The following is a 17,505-nucleotide window of genomic DNA, read 5'->3' as shown; positions in this document are numbered from 1 at the left end:
GCGACTGCTCAGCGGCGGCTTCGCCGCCGGTCGCGGCGTGCGGAGAGCAGCCAGAAGCCGCCGCACAGCAACAGCGTCAGCGCCGAGCCGACCGGCACCCAGTTGCCCCAGCGGTCGTAGAGCGTGCTGCCCGTCGCCAGTGGCACCGTGTAGGCGACGGCGCCCGAGGCGTCCTTGGCCAGCTGCGGCCCGACCCGCGCGCCGGAGGCGTCGTAGGCGACGCTCACGCCGGTCAGCGTCGCCTGCACCACCGGACGGCCGGTCTCGGCGGCACGCAGCGCGGCGAGGGAGGCGTGCTGCTCCGGGGCCCAGGTGTGCTGGAAGGTGGGCGTGGCGGACTGCACCAGGATGACCTGCGCGCCGCGCCGCGTCAGCGCCCGGCTCATGTCGGGGAACGCGGACTCGAAGCAGATCAGCGGACCGACGGTCAGGGTGCCGCCGTCCCGCGTGGGCACGGTCATCACCACCGGTCCGGTGCCGCGACGGCGGTCGACGGCGGCGGCCTTGGAGAAGTTCTTGATCCAGCCGAGCGCGGGCCGGAGCGGTATGTACTCACCGAAGGGCACCAGGCGGATCTTGTCGTAGCGCTGGCCGGTCACCCCCTGCGGTCCGACCAGGACGGAGCTCTTGTAGATCCCGCCGCTGCCCGGTCGCACCGCGTCCACGTTGACCAGCAGGTCCGCGCCGACGCCCGCGGCGCTGCGGGCGAGGCGCGCGGTGAGGTCGGGGCGGGCGTCCAGGTCGTAGGAGACGCTGCTCTCGCCCCAGAGCACCAGGTCGGGACGGTTCGCCGCGAGCGTCGCGGTCAGTTGCTCGCCGCGCGCGGTGCGGTCGGTGACGGTGTCGTCGGCGAGGCCGGGCTGGATCACGCCGATCACCGCCGTCCGCCCGGTCAGCTGCGGCTGCGGCGCCCAGGCGGTGACCGCGAGGGTGCCCAGGGAGAGGCCGATCAGCGTCAGCCAGGCGACGGCCGAGCGCCCCCAGGCGGCGACGAGCACGACCAGGGCGGTGTTGACGGCGACGATCAGCAGGCTGTCCAGCCAGACCCCGCCGACGGAGGCCAGCCGCAGCGCGAAGTGCTGCTGGTACTGGCTGGCGCCGAGCAGCCCCCAGGGGCCACCGAGGTACTGCCAGGAGCGGACGGTCTCGGTCAGCAGCCACCCCGTCGGCACCAGCGCGAGCGCGGCCAGCGCGCGCCCGCCGTCGGGAGTGCCGTGCAGCAACCGATGGACCAGCCAGCCCCAGGGCGCCCAGAGCGCGCCGAGGAAGGCGGCCAGGACGATGATCGCGACGCTGAGCGAAGGGATCAGCCAGCTCATCACGCCGATCAGAAAACCGATACCGCCGCACCAGCCCAGCAGCAGCGCCCGGCGCGGGGTCGGCGCGGCGCGGAGCACGAGCATCAGCGGTACCAGGCAGATGTAGGCGAACCACCACCACCCGGGCGCGGGGAAGATCAGCACGGGCAGCGCGCCGCAGACCGCCGCGAGCAGCGGCCCGGCGGCGCGGCGCGCGAGCGAGCGGCGCGCCGGGGCGGGCCGGTCACCCTGCTCGCCCATCGATCTCCTCCCGGCGACGACGCTCACGCTGATCCCTTCCACGGGGGCACCCCCGGCCGAAGGCTGGGGAAAGGTCCGTACCGAGCCAATTCTCCCTTGCGATCAGCGGATGAGCACGTTGTTTGCGAGCGGAGCCGACGCGAGGCACCCTGGAGCCGACGGGAGGCTGACATGGCATCAGGCAAACGGCAACTCCACGACATCCGTTCGGGCATCGGCCGAGGCGGACGCAGGCCCGGGCAGACCTTCGCGATCAGCCTGGCGATGGTCGCCTTCGCGCCGCTCTGGCTCTTCGTCGGCTACCCCCTGGAGCGCACCTGGGGCCGGACCGGCAACGGCAGCCGGTTCGCGTTCCAGGTGACCCGCCATCCGATCGCGATCGCGCTGAGCGCGCCGATGCGCTTCCTGGCCGACCGGGCCGGCCGCGTGGGCCGGTTCCGCCGCGGTGACGGTGGCGAGTCCGGCCCGCCGAGCGCGGGCGACCGCGAGCCCCGCCGTCCGAAGCCGACACTGCCCAGCGACGCGATCGCCCTCGGCGAGCCCCGCGGCTGAGCGGCCCCGTTCGAGGCCGTCAGCCGCGCCGGAGGGCCTGGGCGGCGGCCTCCCGGGCCGCCTTGAGTCACACATCGCTGCCGCAGCCGGCGTCCTCCCGCGCACAGTGCTCGTCCAGGGAGGCGAACGCGCGGATCAGGTAGGCCGCCCGGGTGCCGCGCCGGCCCCGGATAGGGTGGCCGCATGGCCCACACCAGCGACTTCCGCTCCGCCGCGCACGAGGCGGCCGACCTGCTCGCCGACTACCTCGACGGCCTGCCCGCGCGGGCGGTCTGGACGCCGATGCCGGCGGACGCGCGCGAGGGGCTGCTCGGACTGCCGCTGCCGGAGCAGGGCGTGGAGCTGGCCGAGCTGCTCGGCCGGGTGGCCGCGCAGGTGCTGCCGCATCCGATGGGCAACGGGCATCCCCGGTTCTTCGGCTGGGTGAACGCCGCCCCCGCGCCCGCGGGCGTACTCGGGGCGTTCGCCGCGGCCGCGATGAACCCGAGCGCCGCCGGGGGCGACCACGCGGACGTGCACCTGGAGCGGAGCGTCGTGCGCTGGCTCGCGGACCTGGTCGGATTTCCGCACCCGGCCGGGGGCGGGCTGCTGACGTCCGGCGCGTCGATGGCGACGATCGTCGCGCTGGCCGCCGCCAGGAACCGCGCCGCCGCCCGGCTCGGCGTGGATGTGCGCGAGGAGGGGCTGGCCGCACTGCCGCCGCTGGTCGGGTACGTGAGCTCGGAGACGCATTCCTGCGTGCGCAAGGCCGCCGAGCTGCTCGGGCTGGGCAGTCGGCAGCTCAAGACCGTGGCCACCGACGCGTCCGGGCATCTCGACCCGGCCGCGCTGCGGAAGCAGATCGCCGCCGACCTGGCGGAGGGGCGCACGCCGTTCCTGGTCGCTGCCTCGGCGGGGACGGTCAACACCGGGGCGGTCGACGACCTGGACGCGCTCGCGGACGTCTGCGCCGAGTTCGGCCTGTGGCTGCACATCGACGGCGCCTACGGCGCGTTCGGTCGGCTGGACCCCGTCTCCGCGCACCGCTTCGCGGGGCTGGAGCGCGCCGACTCGCTCGCGCTCGACCCGCACAAGTGGCTCGGCGTTCCGGTGGACTGCGGCTGCGTGCTGGTCCGCGACGCCGAGCAGCTGCGCGGGACGTTCAGCCTGGTGCCGCCCTACCTGCGCGACGACGCGGCCGGGGGGCTCGGCTGGTTCTCCGAGTACGGCATCGAGCAGACCCGGCCGTTCCGCTCGCTGAAGGTCTGGGCGACGATCGCTGCCGCCGGCCGCACCGGCATCGTCCGCGACGTCAGCCGCTGCTGCGCCCTGGCCCGGACGCTGGGCGAACTCGTCGCCGCCGCGGACGATCTGGAGCTGCTCGCACCCGTCGAGACCTCGATCGTGGCCTTCCGCTACCGTCCGGCCGGACTGGACGAGGAGGCGCTGCACCGCGTCAACGCCCTGCTGCCGGTCGCGGTGCAGGAGCGTGGCAAGGCGTTCGTCACGGGCACCGTGCTGAGCGGCCAGGAGGCCATGCGGGCCTGCCTGCTGAACGCCACGACGACCGAGGAGGACCTGCGGATCCTGCTGGACGAGGTGCGCGAGGCCGGCGCCGCGCTCGCGAAACTAGCGTGACGCCGGCTCGTACGGCTCTGACGCTGCGTCAATCCGTGGTGAACTCGGCCATCATCGCCATGTCCTCGTGCTCGAGGTTGTGGCAGTGCAGCAGGAAGCGGCCCGCGTAGTCGGTGAACCGCACGGCCACCTCGACGCCCTGGGCGGGCAGGACGTCGACGGTGTCCTTCCACCCCGCGTCGTAGGCACCGGGCTTCGCGCCGTTCCTCCCCAATACCTGGAACGGGTCGAGGTGCAGGTGGACCGGGTGGTGCAGGTCGGTGACGAAGCGCCAGATCTCGGTCTGCCCCAGCTTCGGGGCCGCCAGCGAGCATCCGGGCTGGTAGTCGTGGCCATTCACGGTCCAGCTGTTGTGCGACTTCTGGAACAGGAAGGTCCGCGTTGCGACGGCCTTGGCCGGGTCCAGCGTCTCGGTCTGCGCCAGGCGGCCCGGCACCCGGGAGTCGTCGGCCACCCCGGCGCTGCCGATGTCGAACCGCATGACCTCGTCCGTGCCGTCGCTGCCGAGTCGGTTGACCAGCCGCACGCTGCTGCCGGCCGGGTAGCGGGAGAAGTCGACCACGACGTCGAAGCGCTCGGCCGGGGCGATGTCGATCGAGTCGTGGGCGAGGGCCCGGTCCAACAGGCCGCCGTCGGAGCCGATCTGCAGCAGTCCCCCGCCGCCCGCCGGTTGCGGGTCCAGCTCCAGCCGGTAGCGGCGCGCGTTGGAGGCGTTGAGCAGGCGCAGCCGGTAGCGGGCCCGGTCGACCGCGGCGAACGGCCACGGAGCGCCGTTGACCAGGATCACGTCGCCCAGCACGCCGTTCATGTAGGAGTCCGTCACGCCGGGCTTGCCCTCGGCCGGGTCCAGCGCCGGGTAGGCGAAGCCGCCGTCCGCGCCGAAGGCACGGTCCGCGAGCATCAGCGGCAGCTCGCGCGGGCCGTGCGGCAGGCCGAGCGCGGCCTCCTCGTCGTCGCGGACCAGGTGGAAGCCGGCCAGGCCGCGGTAGACGTGCGGGCCGGTGAAGCCCATGGTGTGGTCGTGGTACCAGAGCGTGGCCGCGCGCTGCTGCATCGGGTAGACGTACTGGCGCTCGGGCTGCGAGGTCGCCCCGCTCATGCCGGGCATGCCCGCCATCCCTGCCGACCCCGCTGAACTCCCGCCGCCCATGGGCGCGATGAGGTCGAGCGGGTAGCCGTCGCTGTCGTGCGGGGTGTGGCCGCCGTGGAGGTGGACGACGGTCGGGTGCGGCAGCTCGTTGCGGTGGGTCACGACCGTGCGGCGCCCGGAGCGGGACTCGATGGTGGGACCGGGAAAGACGCCCTGGTAGCCCCAGACTTCGGTGTCGTGCCCCGGCACCAGCCGGGCGAGCCCGGGGCGGGCGGTGATCTCGTAGTAATCGCTGGTGCCGTCGGTCCGCACCGGCTGAAGTACGGACGGGAGTGGCAGCGGCACGGTGTACTTCTTCGGCGGGGGCACCTTGCTGCTCAGCAGCAGCCCCGGCTGGCCGCCGGGGATCATCCGTCCGAGCATCGGCACGCCGACCGCGACCGCACCGGCGCCGAGGACGCCGGCCGCGCCGACCCCGAGGAACCGACGCCGACTCAGGCCGCTCATGCCTCGACCTCGGCGGTTTCCTTGGCGGCAGCGGAGACTGACGTGGTCTCAGCGGCGCTCGGCTTGAACCGGAAGATGTCGGTGACGAACTTCTCCGACATCACGAAGATGGCGATGCCCAGCGGTATGTGGAGCAGCAGCACCCGGTCGAAGCCGAGCGTGATCTGGGCGACGCAGAGCACCAGCAGGATGCCGTAGTACAGCATGAAGGCGGTCGGCCCGCCGCCGAGGCGCCAGACCAGCACCGAGGCGACGAGGGAGAGCAGGACGGCGGTGGACAGGATCATCGCGGCCATCAGGTGGGCGTTGAGCAGGGGGTAGTACCCCTGCAGAAAGCCTCCGGCCAGGACGGGCTGCGCCAGAGCGAGCAGCGCGACCAACGCGGCGGTCACCCGCAGCGTCAGCAGCGGCCAGCGAGGCAGGGCAGGACTTTGTGACATGACGATCCCCCAGGGAGCGAAATTTCGTCTCTGGTGAGATCGTCTCATATGAGATTGTTGCTCGCACCCCTATAATGAGAGCCGTGAACGAGAACGCCCCGAAGCCGCCCCTGGGCCTGGCCCTGCGCCACGCCCACATCCGCGCTGCGCGCGTCTTCACCGAGGAGCTGCGGAGCCTGGGGCTGGAGAACGTCGTGGCCGGCATTCTCATTCACCTGGGCCACCTGGGTCCGCAGACCCAGCGGCAGCTGATCGACATGCTCAACAGCGACAAGTCCGCGATGGTCCGCTATGTCGACACGCTGGAACAACGCGGCCTGGTGCGGCGTGAGCCGCACCCGACCGATCGCCGCGCCCAGTGGATCGTGCTGACCGAGGCCGGGCAGGTCATGCTGGCGGAGGTCCACCGGGCGGCGGACCGCGGAGAGGAGCGGCTGACCACCTGCTTCACCCCATCGGAACGCGAACTCTTCCACGAGCTCCTGGTCCGCTTCGCCCGCGGGTGACCGGCATTGCGGACCGGCATTGCCGGTCGGCCTAAGCCGGACCGCCCGTGGGCGCCTGGCGGGACGCCTCGTCCGCCGCTCCGCCGCGGCCGACCAGTCCGCGGGGCTTCTCGGCGAACTCCGCCAGCCGCGAGCCCATCGCGCGAAGCTTGAGCGGGCCGACCGCACCGACGATCAGCGGGGTCAGATGCCGCTGCGGCTGCATCGCGCGCAGCCACGCCTGGGCGTAGACGTGGACCGAGCGGCGGGCGATGCCGTCCGCGAGCCGCTCGACCGCGGGCGCCAGCGGATAGGTGCGGTTCAGCGGCCACGGCAGCGCCGCGCGCATGTCCCGCATCACCGGGTCCTCGTCCGCGCCGCGGACCATGTCGGTGTCGGTCCAGCTCAGGTAGCCGACGCCCACCTTGACGCCCTTGAGCGCCAACTCGGGCCGCAGCGCGTGGGCGAAGGCCTCGACTCCGCTCTTGCTCGCGCAGTACGCCGTCATCAGCGGCGCCGGGGTGAGCGCGGCCAAGGAGGCGATCTGCAGCAGGTAGCCGCGCGAGGCCGTCAGCGCCGGGAGGAAGGCCCAGGCCGTGTTGGCACTGCCGACGAGATTGACCTCGATGACGCGGGTCCAGACGTCCGGGTCGGAGTCCATGAAGGGCGCGCCGGTCGCGATGCCCGCGTTGGCGACGACGACGTCGATCCGGCCGTAGCGCTCGACGATCGCCTCGGCCGTCCCGCGCAGCGCGTCACGGTCGGTGACATTGGCCTCCCACCAGCCCGCGTCCGGGCCGCACTCGCCCGCGACGAGCTCCAACTGCTCCCGCTCCAGGCCGACCAGCGCCACCTTCGCGCCGCGGCCGGCGAGCGTCCGGGCCAGCTGCGCGCCGACGCCGCGGGCGGCCCCGGTGATCACGACGACCTGACCGGCCATGTTCTTGCTCGACATCTCGAACCTCTCAGACGTGCACGGGGGCGGCGACGGGGGCGTGGATCAGGTCGTACTCGTGCAGGTCGACGTGGCGCGTCTCGCGGCGGAAGTGGGCGGTGGTCCCGGGCCAGAGCACGGTGTTGTTGCCGTCCGCGTCCAGGTACCAGCTGCGGCAGCCGCCCGTCTTCCAGACGGTACGCGCCATCCGGCGCTGCACCTCGTCGTTCCAGCGGCGCTGCGCGGAGGCGGTGACGTCCAGCGCGGCCGCGCCGCTCGCGTCGAGCTTGCGCAGGTAGTCGGCCAGGTAGTTGAGCTGGGACTCGATCATCAGCACCATCGAGCTGTTGCCGAGGCCGGTGTTGGGACCGATGACGAAGAGCAGGTTCGGGAAGCCGCGCACGGTCGTGCCGCGCAGCGCCTCCATGCCCGCCACCCACTCCTGTGCCAGCGTGGTGCCGGCCGAGCCGGTGATGTGGTCGGCGACCGGCATGTCGGTGACGTGGAAGCCGGTCGAGAAGACGATCACGTCGACCTCGTGCTCGCTGCCGTCGGCGGCGACCAGGGTGCTGCCCTCGACCTCCTTGAGGCCGGCGGCGACCACCTCGGCGTTGGGCTGGGCCAGCGCCGGGTAGTAGGTGTTGGAGAGCAGCACGCGCTTGCAGCCGAACCGGTAGCCGGGGGTCAGCTTGGCCCGCAGCGCCGGGTCCTTGACGGCGCGCTTGAGATTCTGCAGCGCCAGCGCCTCTGGGGCCTTGAGCAGCGCGGGCCGCTTAACGAAAGCGCCGACCTGGTACTCGCGCAGCAGCCAGAGCGCGCCGCGCAGCGCGCGCTGGATGGCGGGGACGTGCCGGTAGACGAAGCGCTCGACCGAGGTGATGTCGCGGTCCATCCGGTTCATCACCCACGGGGGCGTGCGCTGGAAGAGCACCAGCTTGCCGACCTTCGGCTGGATGACGGGCACGATCTGGATCGCCGACGCGCCGGTGCCGATCACGGCGACGCGCTTGCCGGTGAGGTCGTAGTCATGGTTCCACTGCGCCGAGTGGAAGATCTCGCCGGGGAAGTCGGCGATGCCGGGGACGTCGGGGACCGACGGGTCGGACAGCGGCCCGGTCGCCGAGACCAGGACCTGGGCGCTGTAGCGGCCCTGATTGGTGTCGATCTCCCAGCGGGCCGTCTCGTTGTCCCAGCGAGCGCCAGAGACGGTGTGATTGAAGCGCAGGTAGGCGCGGAGCTGGAACCGGTCGACGATCCGCTCCAGGTAGGCGCGGATCTCCGGCTGGCCGGAGAAGGTGCGCGGCCAGTCGGGGTTCGGCGCGAAGGAGAACGAGTACAGGTGCGAGGGCACGTCGCAGGCGCACCCGGGGTAGCTGTTGTCGCGCCACGTGCCGCCGACGGACTCGGCGCGCTCCAGCACCACGAAGTCGGTGACGCCTTCCTCGCGCAGCCGCACGGCGGCACCGAGACCGCCGAAGCCGGAGCCGATGACGGCCACTTTCACGTGCTGGACTGCGGCACTGCTGCCCATCTCGATGCTCCTCACGACTGTGCCAGTGATCGGTGGCGCAATCAGGAGAGTAGGGGACGCACCGAGCTGCGGGAAGACTCCGGAAGCGGGAAGTTACGCGCGAGTACGGTTCGGCGCGCCGGACGACGACGCGCTCGAGAGCCCGTCCAGCAGCCGGTCGAGCACTTCGCCGGCCTCGCGACGCGCCCGCTCGTGGTCGTCCGCGCGGGCGATGTAGAGGCTCGCCTCGGAGATCAGCGCGGCGAGCATCCGGGTGAGCGGCGCGACCGGCATCGGCGCGATGCCGCCCTCGGCGATGGCCCGGGTCAGCTCCTCCGCGAGCAGCACGTAGCCGTGCTGCTCGACCAGCGCGTCCCAGGCGCTGTGCCCGAGTACGGCCGGGCCCTCGACCAGCACGATCCGCTGGAAGTCGGGGTCGTTGCAGGCGTCGAGGAAGGACTGGAAACCCAATCGGAGCAACGTCCAGGCATCGCCCTCCTGCGCCTCGGCGCGGGCGGTCTCCTGCTCGACCAGCCGCTCGGCCATCTCCTGGGCGCACTCGCCCATGACGGCCCGGAACAGGTCGGCCTTGTCCTTGAAGTGGTGGTACAGCGCACCCCTGGTGACCTGCGCCGCGCCGACGATGTCCTCGGTTCCGGTGGCGGTGTAACCGCGCTCGGCGAACAGCGTGCGGGCGGCGCGCAGCAGCGCGCGCCGGGTGTCGGCGGTGTGCGCCGCGCGCCGACTCCGCACCGATCGAGGAGCTGTCATACCTACATCCTGTTCCATACAGACTGTATGTTAGAGGAGGGCCACGGACCCGGGGCCCGGGGGAACGGAGACATGGATCATGGGACTCCCACTCAATCTGACCGTCAAGATGGGCGGCTACCTCCTCAAGCAGAAGCTTCTCCGTCGCGAGAAGTTCCCACTCATCGTGGAGGTCGAACCCCTCTTCGCCTGCAACCTCGCCTGTGCGGGTTGCGGCAAGATCCAGCACCCTGCGAGCGTGCTGAAGCAGCGGATGCCCGTCGAGCAGGCTGTGGCAGCCGTCGAGGAGGCCGGCGCGCCCATGGTCTCCCTGGCCGGCGGCGAACCGTTGATGCACCCGCAGATCGACGAGATCACCCGGCAGCTGCTGAAGCGCGGCAAGTTCGTGGTGCTCTGCACCAACGCCGTGCTGCTCCCCAAGCACCTGCACAAGTTCAAGCCGAACCGGAATTTCGCCTGGATGGTCCACATCGACGGGCTCCGCGAGCGGCACGACGAGTCGGTGAGCAAGGACGGCGTCTTCGACCAGGCGATCGAGGCCATCAGGCAGGCCAAGGCCGCCGGATTCCAGGTCTACACGAACTCGACGTTCTTCAACAACGACAGCCCGCAGGACATCATCGAGGTGCTCGACTACCTCAATGACGAGCTCAAGGTCGACCGGATGCAGATCTCGCCCGGTTACGCCTACGAGAAGGCGCCCGACCAGGACCGCTTCCTCGGCGTCGAGCAGACCCGCCAGCTGTTCAAGAAAGCCTTCGGCGACGGCCGCCGCAAGAAGTGGCGGCTCAACCACTCCGCGCTCTATCTGGACTTCCTGGAGGGGAAGCAGGACTTCGAGTGCACTCCGTGGGCCATTCCGTCCTACTCCCTCAAGGGCTGGCAGAAGCCCTGCTACCTGATGGCCGACGGTTACACCGAGACCTATCAGGAGCTGCTGGACACCACCGAGTGGGACAACTACGGCCGCGGCAAGGACGCCCGCTGCGACAACTGCATGGCCCACTGCGGCTACGAGCCGACGGCCGTGCTGGCCACCATGTCCTCGCTGCGCGAGAGCCTGCGGGCGGTCACCGCCGGCTGACCGCTCCCGCCTGCTGTCGGGCCGCTGTGACGTTCACCCGTCGCAGCGGCCCGTCCCTTTCGTCCCTAGCAATCGCCGCCGACGCGTCACTAGCATGAGCCCCCTCCGAGCCAGTCGGAGATTTTCGGGCGATCTGGGGGCAATTCCATGGCCGCGAAGGACGATCTGGACACGTTTCACGTGCTCACAGCCCTGCTGCTGACCCCTGCCCAGTTCCCGAGCGTGCTCGGCGACGACTACCCGGAGGCCTGCGCGGCCCTCGACGTCGAGCCCTGGACCGACGGCTACGGCCTGCTCTTCGGCCAGGACGGCTCCGGCGCTCGCTGGACCGTCGTCTCCGACGACGCGGCGCTGATCGGCTGCGCGATAGCCGCCTGGGACTGCGGGATGCCCTACGAACTGTCCGCGCCGGAGCGCACGGTCGTGCAGACGGTCGCCGGCTGGCCGCTCGCCATCACCATCGCCACGCCTGCGCTGCCCGCACCGCACGATCCTCCGGGCGAGCAGCCGATCCGGCTCACCGCCCCGGACCCGAAGGGCTGGGGTCCCGCGCAGCGGCGGATGGCGGCCGATGACGTGGCCAAGCAGTGGCTCAAGTGGCGCGACCAGGTCACCGTCCACGCCAGCTTCGACGGCACCGGCGCGAAGCCCGCCGCCCACATCCAACGCGTCCTCGACGAGGCCCTCGGCTACACCAGCGACCCTCCCCCGGCCGGCCGCGTCCGCTCCGCCCCGGCCCCCGACGGCGCCCGCATCGTCCGCGCCGACGGCCCCGGCTGGAGCCTCGCCGCCCACACGGAGGACATCGCCCTGCTGCTCCTCGACGAGAAGCCGCACGAACTCCTCCCCCTGGGCCGCGGCCCGGAACTCCCTGTCCTGCTCCGGGCACTGGACCAGATGGCCCGCAGCTCCGCCTGAGCGGCGCGGGGGGCGGGGCGGGCTGTGAGTCCCGTGTGGATCCGTCCCAGCGGGGCGGATCGGGCGCAGACTGGGACGGTGAGCGTCGTCAGCAGGCGGAGAGTCCTCGCGGCCGGAGCGGGAGCCGCGCTCGGCCTGGCGGGATGCACGAGCACCGTGTCCGGAACCGCCGAGAGCAGTCAGAACAGCCAGACCGGCGGGGCCAGTCGCAGCCCGGTCCCGTCGGCCGCGAGTAGCGCGCCGCCGACACCGACCCCCTCGCCGACACCGACCCTGCCGCCTACCACCGCGTGGCAACCGAGCAGCAATGACGTGCAGCCGCAGGTGAAGCTGCGGGCGGTGCGGCTGGTCGAGGCGCTGGGGAGCTGGGCGGTCGGCGGTTCCGGCGTGGCCGCCGCGCGTGGGCGGGCGGGCGGGGCCGGGTACGATCCCGGGCTCGCCGATCAGGCGGGGAACCTGCTGTCCGGGGCGCCGGAGGCCGCGCTGCAGGTGCTGGAGGCGCAGTATGGCGGGATTCTCAGCGACTCGGCCAGCGTCCTCGTCGTCTGCCGCCAGTACACGCCGGGGAACGCGGGGAACGGCACCGGCGGGACGACAGTCGACGTGCGGCTCAGCAGCGCGCAGCCGCTGTGGCGGGTGACCGCGCTGCATCCGGCGCAACCCGGGCCCGCCGCCACGACGCTCGGCAGCGCGGCACGCGCCGTCCTCGCGTCCGACGCGATCACACTGCCGCCCGCCGGCCGCGCGGACGTGCTCAGCGGGAACATCCACGACAGCGCCCTGACCGCCCTGCTCACGCTCGCGCGCAGCCATCGCGTGGAGCTGAGCGTCGTGCGCTCCGGGCACCCGATCGACGTCTTCGGGACCACCCGCCCGAGTGATCACCCGAAGGGCCGGGCCTTCGACGTCTGGCGGATCGACGGCCACGCCGTGGTGGACCCGGCCGCCCCGCGCTCACTCACCGAGGGCTTCATGCGCGCGGCAGCGGCGGCCGGGTCCTACAACGTGGGCGGGCCGTGGCAGTTGAGCGGCGCGGGCTTCTTCAGCGACGACACTCACCACGACCACGTCCACGTGGGCTTCAACTACTGAGCGGACCGGGCTCAGTGCGCGGGCGGCGCGTCCACCGCGCCGGCCTCCATCGACTTGAGCTTGACCTCCTTGAGGACCAGCGCGAAGCCCAGCGCGATCACGATGAACGGCACGCCGATCAGGAACAAGTCACCGATCGCGTGCGCGAAGGCGGCCGTCACGTGCCCCTTCACCGGAGCGGGCAGGTGCTGGATGGCCTGCACGTTGTTGGTGTCCATGCCCTTGAGCGCGCCGCTGCCCTTCGGGGAGTGCGCGAACTCCTGCGCCATGTAGTGGCTGAGGCGGCTGGTCAGCACCGTGCCGAAGATCGCCGTGCCGATGGACGCGCCGATCTGGCGGAAGAACGTCGCCGACGCGGTGGCCACGCCCATATCGCGGAAGTCGACCGAGTTCTGAATGGCCGTCACCAGCGTCTGCATGGTCAGTCCCAGGCCCGAGCCGAAGCAGAAGGCGAAGATCGCGACCTGCCAGTACGGCGTGGTGTTGGTCAGCGTGCTGAGCAGCAGCAGCGAGCCGATGATCACCAGGGCGCCGACGATCGGGTAGATCTTGTACTTGCCCGTCTTGGCCATGATCCGGCCCGAGGTGATCGCCGTGGCCATGATGCCCGCGACCGCGGGCAGCATGCCCAGGCCCGACTTTGTGGCCGACATGCCCTGCACCGCCTGCAGGTAGACCGGCAGGTAGATGATGCCGCCGAACATCGCGAAGCCGGCGAAGAAGCCGAAGCCGTTGCCGATCCGGAAGACCGGGTTGCGGAAGAGCCGCATCGGCAGGATCGGCTCCGTCGCACGCTGCTCGACCACGACGAAGGCGACCGTCAGCAGGATGGAGCCGCCCAGCAGCGCCAGACCCTGCCAGGAGACCCAGCCGTAGCTGGTGCCGGCCCAGTTCAGGTAGAGCAGCAGGCTGGTGACGCCGGCGACGATCAGCATCGAACCCAGGTAATCGATCTTGTGCTCGCGCCGGTTGACCGGCAGCTTGAGCGCGAAGGAGCAGACCACCAGCGCGCCGATGCCGACGGGCAGGTTGATGTAGAAGATCCAGCGCCAGCCGATCGAGTCGGTGAACCACCCGCCGAGCAGCGGGCCGGCCACGCTGGCGAGGCCGAAGACCGCGCCCATCAGACCCTGGTAGCGGCCACGCTCACGCGGGGGTATGACGTCGCCGATGATGGCGAAGGCGAGCGACATGAGACCGCCGCCACCGATGCCCTGGATGGCGCGGAAGGCGATCAGCTCGCCCATGTTCTGGCTGAGACCGGCCAGCACCGAGCCGATCAGGAAGATCACGATCGCGGCCTGGAAGATGATCCGGCGGCCGTACAGGTCGGAGATCTTGCCCCAGAGCGGCGTGGCCGCCGTCGAGGTGAGCAGGTAGGCGGTGACCACCCAGGAGAGCTTGTCGATGCCGCCGAGCTGGCTGACGATCGTGGGCAGGGCCGTGCCGACGATGCTCTGGTCGAGAGCAGCGAGCAGCATGCCGGCCATCAGGCCGCCCATGACGACCATGATCTGCTTGTGGCTGAGGTAGTTGGGGCCGTCGGCCTGCGGGGCTTCCGGGCCGGGCGGGGTGACCGGGGTGTCGGTCGAGATCTCTGACATGCGAGGCACCGTACTGCATGGCTGTGACAGCCCCGCCACCGGGGCTTGCCTTACGGCAAGTAAGCGGCGGCGGGGCTGTGTTTCCTCTGCTCAGAGCGGTGACAGGGAAGGTCAGGAGACCGTTACGTCGTCGTAGTAGGTGTAGGTCGGGTCGCCGGCGTAGTTGTCGTCCTTGTTGGTGAGCGTCAGCGTGTAGCTGTGGCCCGCCGTCACGGCCGAGGTGACCTGGGTCCAGGCCGAGGAGCTGGCGCAGGTCTGGGCCAGGACCGTGGTGGTCGTGCCCGTGGTGTTGTCCTTCAGCGTCGCCGTGGCCCAGTCGTAGGTGACCGTGTCGGGGCAGGTGTTGCTGTAGTAGAAGGACAGCGTGCTGCTGCCGGACGGCGCGGTGAAGGCCTGCGCCGCGGTGGAGGTGTTCGACGGGCTGGTCGAACCCAGCATCGCGCCGTAGCTGCCGGAGCGGGCCGCACCCGCGATGACCGCGGCGTTGCCGGTCGTGGTCCAGCCCGAGAAGCTGCCGGTCTCGAAGCCGCCATTGGTGACGCCGCCGGTCACGGCGGTGCCGACGGTCCAGGTGAAGCTCGTGCTGCCGGAGGCGGTGCCGGAGGTGGCCGTCACCGTCACCGAGGAGCTGCCGCTGGTCGTCGGCGTGCCGCTGACCAGACCGCTGGAGGAGATGCTCAGCCCCGCCGGGAGACCGGTGGCGCTGTAGGTCAGCGACTTACCGGCCGAGTCGGTGGCGCTGATCTGCTTGGAGACCGCAGTGCCGACGGTCGAACTCAGCGTTCCCGGGTTGGTCACCGACACCATTTCGGTGCTCGCCGAGCCCGCCGCGAAGGCGGTCAGGCCGTTCGGCGTGCCGAGGCCGGTCGGGCCGTCGTAGCCGACACCCGCCGTGCAGAGGTAGCTGGGCGAGCAGGTGCCGTTGGAGCCGGTGGTCACGTCGTTCAGTGCGCTCGTGTGCTGGTACGGGTACTGGGCCGGGTAGTCGCTCGCACCCGGGGTGCCCGCGTCGGCGTAGACCGAGGCGATGATCGGGGACGAGGCGCTGGTGCCGCCGTACACGTTCCACCCGGTGGCCTGGTAGCTGTCGTAGACCGCGACGCCGGTCGCCGGGTCCGCGACCGCCGAGACGTCGGAGATGGTCCGGTTCGAGCAGCCGGAGTCGGTCTGCCAGCTCGGCTTGGGGTCGTACGCCGAGCAGCCGGAGCCGGTGCCCTCGGTGCTGCTGGTCGACCAGACCGACTCGGTCCAGCCGCGCGAGTTCGAGGCGCGCGAGAGCGCGGTGCCGCCCACCGAGGTGACGTACTGCGAACCTGCGGGGTACTGCGCGCCGTAGGCGGAGTCACCGGCGGAGACCGTGATGGCGACGCCCGGGTGGTTGAAGTACGACGAGTCGTAGCTGGTGTCCGAGGAGGACTCGGAGCCGCCGTAGCTGTTGGAGACGTACTTCGCGCCGAGCGCCACCGCCTCGTTGACCGAGGTGCCGAGGTCGGTCATGCTCGCGCTGCTCGCCTCGACCAGGATGATGTGCGCGTTCGGAGCGATCGCGGAGACCATGTCCAGGTCGAGGGAGATCTCCCCGGCCCAGCCCGAGTCGGCGGTCGGGTAGCTGGTGCCGCCGTTCTGGTCCACCTTCGAGAAGCAGCCGTTGGCCGTGGTGCAGGCTGGCAGACCGTACTGGCTGCGATACGTCGCCAGGTCCGCCTCGGCGTTCGGGTCGTCCAGCGCGTCGACGATCGCGACGGTCGCGCCCGCGCCGCCGTTGGCCGGCAGTGCGTAGGCGCTCTGCAGGTCGCCGGGACCGAAGCCGGACGGGGTCGCCAGTGGGGTGACCGCGTGGACCGCGAAGGCGTGCGGCTGGACCACGTCGGTCCGCGCGAGCGCCAGGCAGGACATCTGGTGCACGTGCTTGGGTGCGGCGCAGAGGTGCTTGGTGTGGACCGCCGGGCGGGCGGCGGACCCGCCTGACGTGGTGGCTGCCGAACTGGTCGGCGCGATGGCGCCGAGGGTGGCAGCGACCACGGCGGTCACGGATATCGCGACCGCGGCGGTCCTGCGGGTCCTGCCGCTCGTGGCGGCGCTCTCGGAGTTGTGCAACGTACAGCCCTCCCATGGGGGACGTGGGGTGTCGTGCAGGTCTGCCGTACTTCTGAACCGCCGGAATGTTACGTGGGCATGACATATGATCACGCAGACACCCCGGGTTGTGGTGTACAGCGCGAGTAACATAGCGAACTCAGAAGTTCCGCCACAAGACGGCGGTACCACCCCGGTCTGTCCGGAAAAATCCCACCAACTGGCGCCTCGAACCCACCAACTCGCGGATGGCGCTTGCCAGCACCCGCACGTTCGCCGCTAACGTGCCTGCATGCAGACGGACGATCGACGCGCAGCCGACCTGGAGGAACTCGGCCTCACGAACTACGAGGCCCGGGTGTACCTCGCCCTGATCCGCCGCGACGTCTTCACCGCGGCGGAAGTCGCCAGGGAGGCGGGCGTGCCCCGGCAGCGCGTCTACGACGTGTTGGAAGGGCTGATCCGCCGGCAGCTCGCCATGCTCCACCCCGGCCGCGTGGCCGGATACTCGGCAGTCGCCCCCGAGACGGCCGTCGAGCGGCTGATCGAGCAGCAGCGACGCTCGCTCGGCCGCCTCGAGCGGCTCTCCTCCGAGCTCGCCCGCGAGCTCAAGCCCACCTACGACAGCGGCCGCACCCACACCGACCCGCTCGACTACGTCGAGGTGCTGCGCGACCCGGCGGACATCGCCGAGCGCTTCGCGCGGATGCAGTCGACCTCGGAGGGCGAGCTGCTCAGCTTCTGCAAGCCGCCGTGGATCACCCCGCCGGAGAACATCGCCGGCCTGGAGGCCAGCGCCCGCCTGCACGCGGCCGGGCGGACCGTCCGCTCGCTCTACACCCGTGAGGTGCTGGAGGATCCGAAGCTGGTCGAGGTGATGCACCTGTTCGTCGAGGCCGGCGAGGAGGTGCGGATCGCGGACGACCTGCCGCTGAAGATGATCATCTCCGACGGCTCGACCGTGCTCTGCGACATGCCCGACCCGGTGGCCAGGGACGGCGCGACCACCACGCTGTGCATCCGGCACCCCTCGCTGGCCGCCGCGCTCGCCCTGGCCTTCAAGGCCATCTGGGAGGAGAGCCCGACGCTCACCGAGGCACTCAGGGACGCTCAGCCCGAGGGCGCGGCGGGCCAGTCCGCCGCCGACTCCCCGGCAGCAGACTTCCCGGCAGCCGACGGCGTCTCCCTCGAAGTCTCGAACGAGGCGGATCCGGACGCGTCCCAGGCCTGATGCTCGTCCCGCAGCACTCGGCGCAGCACCTTGCC

15 protein-coding genes are annotated in these 17,505 nt (G+C 71.3%); 7 read left to right on the top strand and 8 right to left on the bottom strand.

Annotated features, from left to right (window positions below; all coding sequences use genetic code 11):
* Nucleotides 1–8: 8 nt before the first annotated feature.
* A complete protein-coding gene (gene lnt / locus ABIA32_RS11385; RefSeq protein ID WP_370093909.1) occupies nucleotides 9–1,559 on the bottom strand; it encodes an apolipoprotein N-acyltransferase in 1,551 nt (516 codons plus the stop codon).
* A 171-nt stretch (nucleotides 1,560–1,730) separates the two neighbouring features.
* Between lnt and ABIA32_RS11380 the strand changes: the two genes are divergently transcribed.
* Both ABIA32_RS11380 and ABIA32_RS11375 read left to right on the top strand, forming a co-directional pair.
* Complete coding sequence (locus ABIA32_RS11380) at nucleotides 1,731–2,111, top strand: hypothetical protein (protein WP_370093908.1); 381 nt, start codon at nucleotides 1,731–1,733, stop codon at nucleotides 2,109–2,111.
* Between the two features lie 183 nt (nucleotides 2,112–2,294).
* Complete coding sequence (locus tag ABIA32_RS11375; protein ID WP_370093907.1) at nucleotides 2,295–3,728, top strand: aspartate aminotransferase family protein; 1,434 nt, start codon at nucleotides 2,295–2,297, stop codon at nucleotides 3,726–3,728.
* Nucleotides 3,729–3,756: 28 nt separating this feature from the next.
* On the opposite strand, the gene ABIA32_RS11370 is transcribed toward ABIA32_RS11375, so the two are convergent.
* Both ABIA32_RS11370 and ABIA32_RS11365 read right to left on the bottom strand, forming a co-directional pair.
* A complete protein-coding gene (locus ABIA32_RS11370; RefSeq protein WP_370093906.1) occupies nucleotides 3,757–5,325 on the bottom strand; it encodes a multicopper oxidase family protein in 1,569 nt (522 codons plus the stop codon).
* Entirely contained in the window at nucleotides 5,322–5,765 is a 444-nt protein-coding gene (locus ABIA32_RS11365; RefSeq protein WP_370093905.1) for a hypothetical protein, read from the bottom strand. Before ABIA32_RS11365 ends, ABIA32_RS11370 begins: the two co-directional genes overlap by 4 nt.
* Before the next feature lie 83 nt (nucleotides 5,766–5,848).
* Here ABIA32_RS11365 and ABIA32_RS11360 point away from each other — a divergent pair, with 83 nt between their 5' ends.
* Entirely contained in the window at nucleotides 5,849–6,271 is a 423-nt protein-coding gene (locus ABIA32_RS11360) for a MarR family winged helix-turn-helix transcriptional regulator (protein WP_370093904.1), read from the top strand.
* A 31-nt stretch (nucleotides 6,272–6,302) separates the two neighbouring features.
* Here the strand turns inward: ABIA32_RS11360 and ABIA32_RS11355 are convergent, their stop codons facing one another.
* The 3 genes from ABIA32_RS11355 to ABIA32_RS11345 form a co-directional block, all read right to left on the bottom strand.
* Nucleotides 6,303–7,205, bottom strand: a complete 903-nt coding sequence (locus ABIA32_RS11355; RefSeq protein ID WP_370093903.1) for an SDR family oxidoreductase — start codon at nucleotides 7,203–7,205, stop codon at nucleotides 6,303–6,305.
* A 10-nt stretch (nucleotides 7,206–7,215) separates the two neighbouring features.
* A complete protein-coding gene (locus ABIA32_RS11350) occupies nucleotides 7,216–8,715 on the bottom strand; it encodes a flavin-containing monooxygenase (RefSeq protein ID WP_370093902.1) in 1,500 nt (499 codons plus the stop codon).
* A gap of 93 nt (nucleotides 8,716–8,808) precedes the next feature.
* Nucleotides 8,809–9,465 carry a TetR/AcrR family transcriptional regulator gene (locus ABIA32_RS11345; RefSeq protein WP_370093901.1) on the bottom strand — a complete coding sequence of 219 codons (657 nt, stop codon included), beginning with the start codon at nucleotides 9,463–9,465 and terminating at the stop codon, nucleotides 8,809–8,811.
* A 79-nt stretch (nucleotides 9,466–9,544) separates the two neighbouring features.
* On the opposite strand from ABIA32_RS11345, the gene hpnH reads away from it, so the two are divergent.
* From hpnH to ABIA32_RS11330, 3 genes are all read left to right on the top strand, one after another.
* Nucleotides 9,545–10,549 carry an adenosyl-hopene transferase HpnH gene (hpnH, locus tag ABIA32_RS11340; protein ID WP_370093900.1) on the top strand — a complete coding sequence of 335 codons (1,005 nt, stop codon included), beginning with the start codon at nucleotides 9,545–9,547 and terminating at the stop codon, nucleotides 10,547–10,549.
* 147 nt (nucleotides 10,550–10,696) lie between these two features.
* Nucleotides 10,697–11,467, top strand: a complete 771-nt coding sequence (locus ABIA32_RS11335) for a hypothetical protein (protein WP_370093899.1) — start codon at nucleotides 10,697–10,699, stop codon at nucleotides 11,465–11,467.
* Between the two features lie 78 nt (nucleotides 11,468–11,545).
* A complete protein-coding gene (locus ABIA32_RS11330) occupies nucleotides 11,546–12,559 on the top strand; it encodes a hypothetical protein (RefSeq protein ID WP_370093898.1) in 1,014 nt (337 codons plus the stop codon).
* Nucleotides 12,560–12,570: 11 nt separating this feature from the next.
* Here ABIA32_RS11330 and ABIA32_RS11325 read toward each other — a convergent pair whose 3' ends face one another.
* Together ABIA32_RS11325 and ABIA32_RS11320 are read right to left on the bottom strand one after the other, a co-directional pair.
* A complete protein-coding gene (locus ABIA32_RS11325) occupies nucleotides 12,571–14,163 on the bottom strand; it encodes an MDR family MFS transporter (protein WP_370093897.1) in 1,593 nt (530 codons plus the stop codon).
* Nucleotides 14,164–14,274: 111 nt separating this feature from the next.
* Nucleotides 14,275–16,260, bottom strand: coding sequence for a putative Ig domain-containing protein (locus tag ABIA32_RS11320; RefSeq protein ID WP_370093896.1), 1,986 nt, complete (start codon nucleotides 16,258–16,260; stop codon nucleotides 14,275–14,277).
* 271 nt (nucleotides 16,261–16,531) lie between these two features.
* On the opposite strand from ABIA32_RS11320, the gene ABIA32_RS11315 reads away from it, so the two are divergent.
* A complete protein-coding gene (locus ABIA32_RS11315) occupies nucleotides 16,532–17,470 on the top strand; it encodes a TrmB family transcriptional regulator (RefSeq protein WP_370093895.1) in 939 nt (312 codons plus the stop codon).
* Nucleotides 17,471–17,505 lie beyond the last annotated feature (35 nt).

The organism is Streptacidiphilus sp. MAP12-20 (assembly GCF_041262525.1).
Classification (GTDB): Bacteria; Actinomycetota; Actinomycetes; order Streptomycetales; family Streptomycetaceae; genus Streptacidiphilus.
Note: the sequence above shows the minus strand (reverse complement) of the source record. Positions and strands in the feature narration are given on the sequence as shown.

What these genes read in the sequence shown, in the direction of transcription:
- lnt (WP_370093909.1), bottom strand. Translation starts at nt 1,559, where the DNA reads ATGGGCGAGCAGGGTGACCGGCCCGCCCCGGCGCGCCGCTCGCTCGCG.
- ABIA32_RS11380 (WP_370093908.1), top strand. Translation starts at nt 1,731, where the DNA reads ATGGCATCAGGCAAACGGCAACTCCACGACATCCGTTCGGGCATCGGC.
- ABIA32_RS11375 (WP_370093907.1), top strand. Translation starts at nt 2,295, where the DNA reads ATGGCCCACACCAGCGACTTCCGCTCCGCCGCGCACGAGGCGGCCGAC.
- ABIA32_RS11370 (WP_370093906.1), bottom strand. Translation starts at nt 5,325, where the DNA reads ATGAGCGGCCTGAGTCGGCGTCGGTTCCTCGGGGTCGGCGCGGCCGGC.
- ABIA32_RS11365 (WP_370093905.1), bottom strand. Translation starts at nt 5,765, where the DNA reads ATGTCACAAAGTCCTGCCCTGCCTCGCTGGCCGCTGCTGACGCTGCGG.
- ABIA32_RS11355 (WP_370093903.1), bottom strand. Translation starts at nt 7,205, where the DNA reads ATGTCGAGCAAGAACATGGCCGGTCAGGTCGTCGTGATCACCGGGGCC.
- ABIA32_RS11350 (WP_370093902.1), bottom strand. Translation starts at nt 8,715, where the DNA reads ATGGGCAGCAGTGCCGCAGTCCAGCACGTGAAAGTGGCCGTCATCGGC.
- ABIA32_RS11345 (WP_370093901.1), bottom strand. Translation starts at nt 9,465, where the DNA reads ATGACAGCTCCTCGATCGGTGCGGAGTCGGCGCGCGGCGCACACCGCC.
- hpnH (WP_370093900.1), top strand. Translation starts at nt 9,545, where the DNA reads ATGGGACTCCCACTCAATCTGACCGTCAAGATGGGCGGCTACCTCCTC.
- ABIA32_RS11335 (WP_370093899.1), top strand. Translation starts at nt 10,697, where the DNA reads ATGGCCGCGAAGGACGATCTGGACACGTTTCACGTGCTCACAGCCCTG.
- ABIA32_RS11325 (WP_370093897.1), bottom strand. Translation starts at nt 14,163, where the DNA reads ATGTCAGAGATCTCGACCGACACCCCGGTCACCCCGCCCGGCCCGGAA.
- ABIA32_RS11315 (WP_370093895.1), top strand. Translation starts at nt 16,532, where the DNA reads ATGCAGACGGACGATCGACGCGCAGCCGACCTGGAGGAACTCGGCCTC.